We start from the raw sequence: 11971 nt of genomic DNA on the forward strand, positions 1-11971 counted from the left end.
GCTATTGTTTTTTCAGACGCTTATATTCCTCTTCCATTTTCTTCGATAGTTGTTCCGGTGTGATGGAGCCTGCTAATAATTCTTGACCGGTCGTTGCCATGACAGCCCACATGCCGCTCGGTAAGTATTTCCGATCAAAATATGGTTCAATCTTAATATCTTCATATTGCTCGTAAAATGTAGAGTAATAGTTTTTGGCTTTGACTTCTTTTAAAGCCGTTTCAGAGGAAGTGCCCTCTGCGATTTTTTTTGCGTTTTCAGGCTTTGCTAGAAAGTCAATGAATTGTTTTGCTTCTTTTAGATGCTTGGAGTCTTTCCATGCCGCGACAGTAAAGCGTTCCCCGCCAATCCAGCTTTGCTCATCTCCTTCATGAATCGCTGGTACGGGCATGGTGCCTACTTTGATCGATTGATTGAGTTCAGTCGCCTCAGGTCCTAAAGATCCTCCCACAAAGGTGAAAGCGATTTTGTTTTGTGCCATTAGCTCAGGTGCTTGAGATAGTTTCGCAGTGAGTACATCTTTGTTTAAAAGGTCTTGATCTTTCAGCTCCTTCATAAACTGTGCAAGCGGTGTATATTGAGACCAATCAAATGATCCATTTTCAAGGTCTTTTCCGTATTGATGTTTTTGATCGGTAATGAGTAAAGGCGTTGCCAGCTCATCAAAGACTTGGGCAATATTTGAATTATCGCCTCCTGGTATCCAGAGCGGCACAACGTCTCCTTTACTTTTTTCTTTGACAGTTTGTAAAGCACTTTTCAGTTCATTCAGTGTTTTAGGAACTTTTATGCCATATTCTTTTAATAGATTGGCATTAAAGCTGAGTCCGTCTTTTGCTTGATTTAGCGGATAGGCATAGACTTTGCCATCTTTGTCTTTTAAGATTTGATCAAGTGAAGGATCGAGTTGTTTTACCCAGTCCATCTCCTTTAGATCAGCCACGTATTCGCTATATCGCAGCTTGGCCCAGCCGTGTGTATCAAATAGGTCTGGCATGTCGTTTGCGCCCATTTTGACGCGTATCATATCTTCATAGCTGTTGCCAGGGAAGTTGGCATCAATTCGAATGTTTTGATGTTCTTTTTCAAAGTCACGGATCACTTCTTCAAATGCCTTTCTCTCCCCGCTGTTGCTCATTGTAGAGAATAGAGTCAAGGTCACTTTTCCGTTTGCTTCAGACGCACCGTTATTGCCACAAGCAGACAAGATCATCGACAAAACTAGAGCTGCACACAACATCAAAAATTTTTTATTCATCGTTTCCTCCTCTTGATCACTGAAAATTCAGACGATTATCGGTAGAATTCATGCAGTTGCGGAAACAAAAGAAGTCCATTATACTGGAATTCTATTCTTTTCAAAGAGATAAGAGAGCAATTGGGTAAACTGCGTTGTTTTCAGCATGATCTGGCCATCATGCTCAGCAGCTCCCTTCCTGCTTTTTTGTCTCTTTTTTGTTTACTGAAATGCTTATTCACCCCCTTTCATGGATTGGGCATGTGCTGTCTCTTTGCATGAGTTTTGTTGGCACGACGACTTTTAGAGGAAGCTTTCTTCCTTCTATGCGCTCAAGCAAAAGCTTTAGACCTACTTCCCCCATTTCTTCTGTATATACTTTAACCGTTGTGAGCGGCGGGCTTGAAAAGGAAGCGGCTTCGATATCATTAAACCCCACGATTGAGACATCTTGAGGTACACGAAGACCGGCTTCATGTAGCGCTCGCATAGCGCCTATTGCCATAGAGTCACTTCCGATAAAAAAGGCTTCTGGAAGCTTTCCTTTCTGAATGGCTTTTTGCATAAGCGAGTAGCCTTCTTGCATCGAATATTCGCCTATGTGGATGTCATTCATATGAAGAGTTCCCGCTTCTTGCATTCTTTTGATAAAAGTTGTTTGTCTTTCGTCCTCAATCACAGCATTTCCTTCGAAATAATGCTCCCTCTCTTTCCCGCCAATATAGCCTAGATGTGTATAGCAGAGAGATTGCAGATGACGAATGGCACGATCTGCCGCTCTGACAAAATCCACATGTACACAATCATACAAATCTTCATCCGCATAATGATTGATAAAAACGATATGTTCCATTCGGTTTGTCATCTTTTCAACCGTATCAGGGCTGATTCGTCCAATGACAATCAAACCGTCAATATCCTTTAGTATCGCCCCTTTATCCATGTTTCTTAGGCGAAAGGTATGGAGAGTGGACAGACCTTGTTTGGCATATTCTTTTTCAATTCCTTTTCGAATCGATGAAAAAAAAGGATCATTTAATTCTTCGTCAATGGATTGGGCGACAACGACACCGATGACTGGGGATGCGGGTGGGCTTTTTACTTCTGCTTGATCGGCTTTTCTTGCTCTGACTGGGGTATAGTTTAATTTCTTGGCTATGTCGAGGATGTTTTGTCTTGTTGCGTGTGAAACGGCAAGCGTTTGGTCGCCATTTAACACACGGGATACAGTAGAGACGGATACTTTTGCATCATGAGCAATATCTTTGAGTGTAGTCATAGGCAAACTCCTCATCATTTTTGACTAAATGTTTACTAAAGATATTTGAAGAATAACACATAAATAAAGCGCTTTCAATTATAAATTTGTGCTTTTATGAAGTTTTTGAGTATGTTTTGATAAGGAGATAGTTTGTTTAGTAAAATTGCGTAAAAAAGAGGATGGGCTTCATCCTCTTTTTTACTAAGGTGATTTCATTGTGGCTGTTTCTTTTGCGAACAATTGCTTCATTATTTCCCATGCTTTATCTAATTCTTCGTGAAGTCCAAATAAACCTGAGGTGCCGATGATGTAAATTTCATTTCCTGCCTCAGCAAGCAACCGGAACGTGCTTTCATTACAAGAGCCGTCTACCTCAATTGAAAATGAGTATCCCCCCTTCTCTTTGATTTCTTTCACCTCTTTCATTTTCGGAAGCATTTCTTTGATAAAAGGCTGACCCGCAAACCCTGGATCAATTGTCATGATCGTCACCCGGTCTATTAAATGAATAAAAGCATCTAATGCTGCAACTGGTGTGGCGGGATTGAGAACAAAGCCGACCTCACACTTTCTTTCGTGGATATGCCGAATGATTCGAAAAACGTCTTTTTGCACCACTTCTGGATGTAAACAAATCATCGTTGCGCCTGCATCAATACATGCATCAATTAAAAATTCCTGAGGCTGTTCGGCCATTAGATGAACATCAATCGGAACGTCTGTCAGTTTCCGAAGTTGTTCAATGAAAAAGGGTGATAAGGTCATATTTTTTACATAATGACCATCCATGACGTCGACATGATAACGATCTGCCCTTGTGTTCAGAAGCTGAATTTGTTCACGGAAGTGCGTTAAATCCATGCACATCAATGAAGGTGAGAAAATAGCTGTCATCCTGAAATGCCTCCTTTTTAAAGATGAAATATAAATTTGATCAATCCAATCAAGATTCCGATGATACCGAAGTCTGTATCGCCAAATGTTGTCCCTTCAAAGCCAAGAGTGCCTAACACAGGAAGTAAACAAGCTGGTAAAAATGAAAGGAGTATTCCATTCACAAAGGAACCGGCGACTGCACCTCTCACTCCCCCTGTTGCATTGCCATATACGCCCGCTGTCGCACCGCAGAAAAAGTGTGGCACAAGTCCAGGAACAATGACAATTAAACCAAACAAAGGAAGAAGGAAAATAGACACGATGCCTCCAGCAAAACTGCATAAAAAACCGATGATCACCGCATTTGGAGCAAATGGGAAAACAGTTGGCGCATCAAGTGCCGGCTTTGCCCCTTTGACGAAACGATCGGCAATCCCTTTGAAAGCAGGCACAATTTCCCCGATTGCCATCCGTACACCTGCTAAAATAATGTACACCCCAGCAGCAAAGGTAATGGCCTGAATGAGAATGAAGACAGCAAAATTCGTACCACCACTAATGTTTTCTATGAATGAAATTCCCGCAAACGGTGCAATCGCAAAGAAAAGCAAAGCCATCGTAATGGAGATGGCCACCGATGTATCTCTTAGAAAACCGAGTGATTTAGGCACTTGAATGGTTTCCGTTGATTTCTCTGGGCGCCCGACCCATTTGCCGATCATTCCCGCTGTAAAATAGCCGAACGTACTGAAATGACCGAGTGCCAGATCATCACTTCCAGTGACTTTCCTTGTAAACGGCTGAAGGATTGCGGGAGCAATGACCATCGCTGCACCTAATACGATTGAACCAGTGGTGATCAGCAGCGTTCCTTGCATGCCGGCTGTTGACAGAACGACTGCAAGCATAGCCGCCATATATAGCGTATGATGCCCAGTTAAAAAGACGTATTTAAAGGGTGTGAATTTTGCCAAAAGCAAATTGACCACCATACCAAAAATCATAATGAGTGCTGTCTGTGTACCGAATTCCTTTTGGGCAATGGCCGCCATGGCATCTGTATTTGGGACAACCCCTTGAATGTGAAAGGCTGCTTCAAACATCTTCCTGAAAACCCCAAGTGAATCAGATACGACTGTGGCGCCCGCTCCTAATATTAAAAAACCCATTGTTGTTTTTAAGGTGCCTGATACAGTATCGGCAGCTGACTTTTTCTGCAAAAGTAAACCAGCCAGTGCAAACAAACCGATGAGAATTGCGGGTGTGCCCAATATATCGTTCATGATCAGTTCTATCATGATGTGAATCCCCCTTTTTCCGTCGATTATATGTGTTTACGAAGGACGTCTTTAATGGCTTCCTGGTCTAACAAGTTATTTAATCCAGCGACCTTTCTTGTGCCGTCATCCAGCTGATCGATAATGTCTGTTGCTCCGATATAGAGGTCTGCTTGTTCATTTTTGCTTGTACTGAGATCGGTGTGATCCACTTCCGCTAAAAGTCCTAATTCTTCTAAAGCCTTTTTGACATTCATTTCAACAATAAAGCTGCTTCCTAAACCGTTTCCGCATACAACTAGAATTTTTTTCATTCTCTTTTTCCTCCTTTATACTTGTGAAAATTGATTGATTAGTTGTTGGATGGTTGCTAATTCCTCTGCTTCAATCAATTGTCTCACCCGTTTTTCTTCACTTAACAGCATCGTCAGCTGTTTGAGTGCTTTCAGGTGGGTCATACTGTCAATGGCAGCTAATACAATGATGAGCCGAACTTGCTTTTTTCCATCCTTTGAAAAGAAAACGGGCTGATGACATGACATAAGTGACATGCTTAATTTGTTCACGCCATCCTCTGGCCTGGCATGCGGAATCGCCACTTGTGGCGCAATCACAATATAAGGGCCATTTTGATGAACAGACTGGATCATCGCTTTCACATAACTTTCCTGAATCGCTTGTTGATCAAGCAAAGGCTGCGCTGCTTTTGTAATGGCCTCCTGCCATGTGTCTGCTGTTTGCTGGAGCTGAATGGTTTCTTCTGTTAATAAATCGTTTAACACTGGTTTCCACCCTTTCTGGTGTGATACATATGTGGAATGAAGCAGCTCCTTCAAGTCATGAAGCAATGCTTTTTCATTTTGAACGATGGTATGCTGCTGAATGATATTGAATAAAGCATTCACATGTTGCTCATCAAGCTTAGGTTCTGAGCCTTCTCCATATTGAAGCAATGTTTTTTTCTCATAAGCAGTGAGAATAGGGTGAACGAGATGAACAGGTTTTCCTTTAAACGAAATAGGTGTCGTTGATACAACAAAGTCGACATCAATGGATGTTAATTCTTCATATGAACGTTTTGATAACAGTCCGCGTATGTCGATGTAGCCGATTAATTCAAGAAGCTGCGTTTTCAGCATGTGACTTGTGCCAATTCCTTCTCCACAAACAATGTAAACAGAACGTTTCGCAATCGACGAAATCCCTTCTCTTCTCATCCAGCCGCCAAAATGCATCGCCACATAGGCAATTTCATGATCGCTCATCTTTGAACAGGTCGCCTTCTCTAAATGGCAAGCAACCTTTTGCGTGATGTCAAACACCTCTGGCTGTGCATGTTTCATGGAATCTGTTAATTCATTGATGATATCAATGTGATAGATGAGCCTATAATAGGCCGGAATTAAATGCATGGTTAAGTTTTGTTCCAAGACTTCTACTTCCTGGAAGGAAATACACGCATAACGCTGAAAGTCAATGATCATTTGTCTCGCAATGGTTCGAATGAGATGTTCTTCTGGTTTTTGACTTGATGGAAGTTTTTGTTTTTTGGCACTGAGCCATAGCGTACTAAGAAAATAGATTTCATCATCATGAACCAAAAGACTGGTTTCTTTTTGAATTTGCGCCATGAAACGAATAGCAGCCAAGCATTCATCTGTTTCCTGCAGTGTCCGTTTTTCTTCTGTTGAAATGTGTACAGCACGTCCTAGCTTCATCCGTTTAAAGTAGAAAAAGAGATCCATAGACAGCTGATCCAGCATGTCATCTGCAAACTCAAGCTTCAGATCTTGTTCGGACTGTTGAAGGAGAGCATGTATTCTCTTATATGAGATAGGACCCTTTAACCAAACCGATGGAAATGTTTTTTCATTTTTTATCATGTTGCGAATGAAATGAATATGAGGTTTCAGTGCCAACCGAATTGTTCTTTCTTCTCCTGAAATTAAATAGCCACTGGCCGCCTGATAATGAAGTGTAAGCTGCTGTTTTGAAAGTGCTTCTTTTAGTTGTTTCATATCTTCAAGCAGTGTATTGCGGCTTACCTTCGTCATCTCCATAAAATCATCAATTTTTAGATGCTTCTCACTGCATGCAATGGATAGGAGCAAGATGGCACGTCTTTCTTTTACACATGGTTCATAGTCATGACCGACAAGAACGGTGTCAGCTTTTTCGATAATGACTTCTTTCTCGTGTGGATTTAAATAGTAGCCTCGTTGATCTTTTCGCTGGACGCCACTAAGCTGATGGGTTTCCAGCCAACTATTCATTCGCTTGATTTCAGCGTAGACCGTTCGAGTAGAGACATTCAGTCGATTCTGTAAATCTTCAATTGATAAATAAGTGGTCGTGTGAAGCAGCATCGATAATAAAGTCGTGCCCCTCTTGGTTAAGTGCAGTTGGAATCCCTCCCTTCTTCCCTTTGGTTATAAGTCTAATCAACTCCCATGCGTCAAAGAAGTCCAAATGTCTTCAGTAAATGCTGTGCAGGTTTTGGGTGCTGTTTTTCCGTCAAAAAAGCACACCCGTATGAGTGTGCTTTCAACCTTATAGACAAAAATTTCTCAGTCTTCTTTTACTTGAAAGAAACGATGCTAACGATGTCGTGAATGTTCTGGTAAATATTTCTTCACAAATTAGTGTTTTGCATCAGTTCATATTTCTTCTGTGTTCAATCCCAATAATAAATATAGTGCTGAGTTGAAGAATCGCTTGTCATCCCCATTTTTTCATATAATTGTTGTGCTTTTATATTAGAAGTCGCTGTTTCTAAACAGATAAATCGGGCTCCTTTATCGTTTGCAAATGAAAATGCTTTTTTCATCAATTCCTTACCTACTCCCTTTGACGAAAATCATTTATAACAAACAAATCATTTAAAATGAACGCATCTTTCATCGCAACAGATGAAAATGTGGGATACAGTTGTACAAATCCTGCGTATTGTTCACCTTGCTTTGCAACAAACAAAATAGACTCTTGTTTACGGTATCGTTCCACTAGAAAATGATAAGCACCTTCTACATTAGAAATCTGCTTATAAAATTGGCGATATTGATCAAATAGAACCGAAACTTGTTTTAAATCATTTTCATTAGCTCTTACTATATCCACTCTTCTATCCCCTTTTCATATCAATTAATAGTATAATAATCGATATTCTGACATGTAAAAATGTACAGATTTATACTTTATTAAATGTCAGGAGGGAGGAATGAAGAAATGAAACATTATATTTTCCCTTTCAGTGCCAATCAACCAAAATATAAACAAATTTATGAACAATTTAAAAAATTAATCGAGGAGGGAAAGTTAAAAACAGGAGAAAATCTTCCTTCCATTCGTTCACTAGCCAATAACCTAGGTGTTAGTCGCCACACAACACTACAAGCATATGATCAATTATTAGCTGAAGGATATATTCAAGCCAATGAGCGTAAAAGCTATAGTGTCAATGAATTTGAACTAATATTTCTTCATACCCCGATTCCAGAAGAAACTAGAAATGAACCAATACAATTGATCGATTTCATTGATTTCAAAGCAAGTACTGTTGATGAGGAACAATTCCCTTTAAAAGTTTGGCGGCAATTTTCCAACAAAGTGCTGCAGCAATCCATTAGCTTTCAATATGGAGATCCTTTTGGAGAACCGGGGTTTAAACAAGAACTGACTGATTATTTATTTCAAGCGAGAGGTATGATCATTAACCCCAAAAATATTATCGTTGGAAGTAATACACAGCAACTACTGTTGTATTTGGGATTTCTATTAAAAGAAAGTTTTTCTAGTATGATTGTTGAAAACCCTGGTTATAGCGGTGTACGGGAGGTCTTTCATTTACATGGATTTGAAATGGAGAGTATTCCTGCATTAAAACAGGGTGTATTATTGGACCAACTTGTACATAAAAATGGGAAATTATTGTATATAACACCTTCACATCAATATCCTACTGGTACTGCACTATCGATTCAACAAAGAATGGAATTGATTCAATGGGTACGATCAAATAACGGTTTCTTATTAGAGGACGATTACGATGGAGAATTTCGATATGGACAAAAACCGTTTCCTGCTTTAGCCTCTTTAGATGCTGCACATGTCATTTATTTTGGTACGTTTTCAAAAGCATTTCTACCAGCTATACGATTAGCATATATGGTTTTACCTGATTCATTAATCAATATCTATATGAGTAAATTTGAACATTTCGAACATAATGCTTCTTTATTGCACCAACTGACCATGACTGAATTTATGAAAAGTGGAGAATGGACAAAGCATATTAAGCGTATGCGCAATACTTATAAAAGGAAAATGAATTTATTGGTACAACAAGTTCAACATTTATTTGGAAAACAAATTGAGATCATTGGTGACAATGCAGGGTTATATATTATGTTACGTATACACACACCCCATTCCGAAAAAGAATTAATTGAAAAAGCTCTTCAACAGCATGTTAAAGTGTATCCTACAAGTCATTTATTTATCGAAAATCCACCTGTACAACCGCACATACTGCTCGGTTTCGCAAACCTTACTCTTGAACAAATCGAAAGAGGCATTTGTTTATTAAAAGAAGCATGGAAATAAAATTGGTGGTTCATGAACGATTTTGTTTGAAACTTAGAGCGTGAATTTCATAATTGAATGTTGTGAATCGACTCTTTATCAAAATACCACTTCAACTTTCTATTTTTATCCCCAATTTTTTTCGGTATGAAGTTCAATCAACACAAAAAACCTTGAAAGGTATTAGCCAATCAAGGTTCATTTTGTTATTGCATTTTCACTGCTTTTTTCATTTCCTCTATTATTTGATTAAACCACTGTAGAGGGTTTAATGAGATCGCCGGAAAGTATATTTCTGCATTATTTTCAATAAAGCTTTCTTTTTTTTGTATTGTTAGAGTACTATTCAAAAAAACCTGACAATCCTTTATAGTAGACTGCAGACATTCTTTGCTAGCTTCATGGATAAACTCATCTAACGCTTCCTCTGGTGAATCAATATCCTGATGAAATGTCCCACCTAAAAAATCTTCTAACTTCTTTAAATAACTGGAGCTCTCATTCATTGAATCACCTATCATAATTAAAATTATCAGTTTAAATAGTCGAATTTAAAAACCTTCATCTCATAGAAAACAATGTAGTGGTGTTTGCTAACCTAATTAATGTCAAACGAGAGCTTTCAGGTTGTGGCTCTGCTCTTTGATCAATTAATCTTGCTTACAATTAAATTGCGCAGTTTCCAATATGAAGTTCAAAGTGTTTTTCTTCTGAAAATATATGAGCAATTTTACCTGTTATTTTATCTGCTACAATGATGCTATGATTCTCTGAAAATAGCCAAATTTCTTCAATTGCCTTATCGAAATCTAAAGCTTTTACATTTGCCCAAACAGGAAAAGGGTCATTTTCAATTAAAATAAACCATTCTTTTTTCTCTTTGAGAAAATCTAATGAATTTTTTAACCAAGTCATAATCGAGTCTTTGTCTGTATTTGTTAATATTTCGGAAGGTGTTGAATCTATTTGACGAAATTGTTTTAATACTGTTTCACATAATTTTAGCCATTGAGAAGCATCATCTTCAAAATCAATTACCTCAATATATGCTAATTGTTGTATTTTCTTTTTAGCATTCATCAAAGCAATTTTTTTCTGTATTTTTTCATTTTTATATACCATTTTTTCATTCCTCGTTATTCATTATAATAGATATGGTGATCTCCATTTGGTCCATATATATTTGAATACCTTTCTTTTTTAAAATCATAATTAAATGGATCGGCACCCTCTTTTGGTTTCCCTGCATGAGTGTGTAATTCTCCATCATTAGTATGTTGTACTATAACTCTTTTTCCTTTTGGGGTATCAAATTCATAGTACCGACCATGGTGAGTATGGTTAGAACTGTACTCATAATTACGATGTTCTTGCCCTTTCTTAAAAACATTATCTCCTACTTGCCATTGACGAGTAGGTTGTTGAGATCTAGGTATCCCCCCTAAATCCTTAGCGTGTCGCAAAGCCCTTTTTCGATTAAATCCTTCTGGACTTTGAGAACTTAACCCTATCTTCCCATGAAACCCTTTTGCCCCAAACGGTAAAAGCATCCCCAAAGCCGCATTCATACTCGCTTCCTGTTGTTCTTTCGAGACTTTGTTTCCAAACATGTCTCGACCTGTAATTGCTTCGCTGAAGCCGTTTGTTGCGGTGAGGCCATATAAGCCTTTTTGTGATGTTTTCAACGCATCGAAAGACTTCTGTGACGTCTTATAGATGTCGACTGCTCTGACTGCGGCTGACGTGGCTTGAGTCGTTTTATAGACGGCTTTTCCGCCTTTGAAAATACGTCCTGCCCAGCCGACAATCGGGATGTAGCCTGCTGCTGCCATGCCGCCTGCGGCGACTCGTTGGCCTGCGGTGAGTTCTTCACCTGTGATCGGATCAACGCCTGTTGCGGCACGTTTTGCATCGTTCACGCCTGTCAGTTCATTGACGATATTTCCTCCGTAATCAAGAGCTTTTTCATACCAAGGACGGTTGGCGAGCGCTTCTTGTTCCTTTGCGATCTTGCGGGCTTCTTCTTGATCTTTTTTGATTTTTAGATATTCAGAAGTTTGCTTCTCAATATCGCTTTTTGCCTTGTAGATTTCGCTATTTTGATACGCTTTCTTGTCAAAATTCATAGGCGAAATGGATTTTCCGTCATTTGTCGCATTCATCATTTCTGCGTACAATGCCATTGTAGCCTTCTCCTCAGTCTCTGACAAAGCATATTCATCTTTTAGATTTTGATCAAGTTCTATTAAATCTTTAACCGTTTTCTTCCGTTCATCTTCCGCATCTGCAATCTTTTCGTCAAAGTTTTTACTATCAAATACCTCCAGAGAAATGAGGTCATCAATATCTTGAAAAATCGTTTTGAGTGCCTTTTTTTGATCCTTCACGATGCTTTTGGCATTCTTGATTCCCATATGTACAGCGTTGTCTAAAAAGTGTTCTTCTACAAAGGTGTCGCCGCCAAAATTTGTATCATCAAGTGTCCCAGAAACACCTTCATGAAAGGCTTTTTGTTTATCAATGAAGCTAATAAACATGTCCACATTTCCTGCAAGTTCTTTGTAGAAGCTTTTAATGTTATCGGCACCTTTTCCAGTGAAGTCGTCACCGAGATTGGCAACACCTTGAAGTGCCTTTTTTAAATCTATCATTTGTTCACGGAGTTCCTGATAGTGTTTTGCCCTTGTATCCACGGCACTGGTTAGTGCTTTTGCATCAAGTATCTTGCCCAGAAGAATT

Annotated in this window: 12 protein-coding genes; 1 reads left to right on the plus strand and 11 read right to left on the minus strand. The window is 39.1% G+C overall.

Going from position 1 to position 11971, the window contains the following annotated elements:
* Position 1: 1 nt before the first annotated feature.
* The 8 genes from M2353_RS09330 to M2353_RS09365 form a co-directional block, all read right to left on the minus strand.
* On the minus strand, positions 2-1258 hold the full coding sequence (locus tag M2353_RS09330) for an ABC transporter substrate-binding protein (RefSeq protein WP_284725312.1): 1257 nt from the start codon (positions 1256-1258) through the stop codon (positions 2-4).
* 217 nt (positions 1259-1475) lie between these two features.
* On the minus strand, positions 1476-2516 hold the full coding sequence (locus M2353_RS09335; protein ID WP_284725313.1) for a LacI family DNA-binding transcriptional regulator: 1041 nt from the start codon (positions 2514-2516) through the stop codon (positions 1476-1478).
* 183 nt (positions 2517-2699) lie between these two features.
* Positions 2700-3392 carry a D-allulose 6-phosphate 3-epimerase gene (gene alsE, locus M2353_RS09340; protein WP_008343724.1) on the minus strand — a complete coding sequence of 231 codons (693 nt, stop codon included), beginning with the start codon at positions 3390-3392 and terminating at the stop codon, positions 2700-2702.
* Between the two features lie 17 nt (positions 3393-3409).
* Positions 3410-4672, minus strand: coding sequence for a PTS ascorbate transporter subunit IIC (locus M2353_RS09345; RefSeq protein ID WP_163116575.1), 1263 nt, complete (start codon positions 4670-4672; stop codon positions 3410-3412).
* Positions 4673-4698: 26 nt separating this feature from the next.
* Positions 4699-4965, minus strand: coding sequence for a PTS sugar transporter subunit IIB (locus tag M2353_RS09350; RefSeq protein WP_017359544.1), 267 nt, complete (start codon positions 4963-4965; stop codon positions 4699-4701).
* 15 nt (positions 4966-4980) lie between these two features.
* Positions 4981-7053: a BglG family transcription antiterminator gene (locus M2353_RS09355; RefSeq protein ID WP_259254614.1), complete on the minus strand. Its 2073-nt coding sequence runs from the start codon at positions 7051-7053 to the stop codon at positions 4981-4983.
* Between the two features lie 272 nt (positions 7054-7325).
* The gene (locus M2353_RS09360) at positions 7326-7478 is read right to left on the minus strand and encodes a GNAT family N-acetyltransferase (protein WP_236781824.1); all 153 of its coding nucleotides are present in this window, start codon (positions 7476-7478) and stop codon (positions 7326-7328) included.
* 11 nt (positions 7479-7489) lie between these two features.
* Positions 7490-7768 carry a hypothetical protein gene (locus M2353_RS09365; protein WP_284725314.1) on the minus strand — a complete coding sequence of 93 codons (279 nt, stop codon included), beginning with the start codon at positions 7766-7768 and terminating at the stop codon, positions 7490-7492.
* A 108-nt stretch (positions 7769-7876) separates the two neighbouring features.
* On the opposite strand from M2353_RS09365, the gene pdxR reads away from it, so the two are divergent.
* Positions 7877-9253 carry a MocR-like pyridoxine biosynthesis transcription factor PdxR gene (gene pdxR / locus M2353_RS09370; RefSeq protein WP_284725315.1) on the plus strand — a complete coding sequence of 459 codons (1377 nt, stop codon included), beginning with the start codon at positions 7877-7879 and terminating at the stop codon, positions 9251-9253.
* A 185-nt stretch (positions 9254-9438) separates the two neighbouring features.
* Here pdxR and M2353_RS09375 read toward each other — a convergent pair whose 3' ends face one another.
* The 3 genes from M2353_RS09375 to M2353_RS09385 form a co-directional block, all read right to left on the minus strand.
* Positions 9439-9738, minus strand: coding sequence for a contact-dependent growth inhibition system immunity protein (locus M2353_RS09375; protein ID WP_284725316.1), 300 nt, complete (start codon positions 9736-9738; stop codon positions 9439-9441).
* 160 nt (positions 9739-9898) lie between these two features.
* Complete coding sequence (locus M2353_RS09380; RefSeq protein ID WP_284725317.1) at positions 9899-10354, minus strand: hypothetical protein; 456 nt, start codon at positions 10352-10354, stop codon at positions 9899-9901.
* A 14-nt stretch (positions 10355-10368) separates the two neighbouring features.
* Positions 10369-11964, minus strand: coding sequence for a T7SS effector LXG polymorphic toxin (locus M2353_RS09385; RefSeq protein ID WP_284725998.1), 1596 nt, complete (start codon positions 11962-11964; stop codon positions 10369-10371).
* Between the last annotated feature and the right edge of the window lie 7 nt (positions 11965-11971).

The organism is Bacillus aerius (assembly GCF_029894105.1).
Classification (GTDB): domain Bacteria; phylum Bacillota; class Bacilli; order Bacillales; family Bacillaceae; genus Bacillus; species Bacillus altitudinis.

What these genes read in the sequence shown, in the direction of transcription:
- M2353_RS09330 (WP_284725312.1), bottom strand. Translation starts at nt 1,258, where the DNA reads ATGAATAAAAAATTTTTGATGTTGTGTGCAGCTCTAGTTTTGTCGATG.
- M2353_RS09335 (WP_284725313.1), bottom strand. Translation starts at nt 2,516, where the DNA reads ATGACTACACTCAAAGATATTGCTCATGATGCAAAAGTATCCGTCTCT.
- alsE (WP_008343724.1), bottom strand. Translation starts at nt 3,392, where the DNA reads ATGACAGCTATTTTCTCACCTTCATTGATGTGCATGGATTTAACGCAC.
- M2353_RS09345 (WP_163116575.1), bottom strand. Translation starts at nt 4,672, where the DNA reads ATGATAGAACTGATCATGAACGATATATTGGGCACACCCGCAATTCTC.
- M2353_RS09350 (WP_017359544.1), bottom strand. Translation starts at nt 4,965, where the DNA reads ATGAAAAAAATTCTAGTTGTATGCGGAAACGGTTTAGGAAGCAGCTTT.
- M2353_RS09360 (WP_236781824.1), bottom strand. Translation starts at nt 7,478, where the DNA reads ATGAAAAAAGCATTTTCATTTGCAAACGATAAAGGAGCCCGATTTATC.
- pdxR (WP_284725315.1), top strand. Translation starts at nt 7,877, where the DNA reads ATGAAACATTATATTTTCCCTTTCAGTGCCAATCAACCAAAATATAAA.
- M2353_RS09375 (WP_284725316.1), bottom strand. Translation starts at nt 9,738, where the DNA reads ATGAATGAGAGCTCCAGTTATTTAAAGAAGTTAGAAGATTTTTTAGGT.
- M2353_RS09380 (WP_284725317.1), bottom strand. Translation starts at nt 10,354, where the DNA reads ATGGTATATAAAAATGAAAAAATACAGAAAAAAATTGCTTTGATGAAT.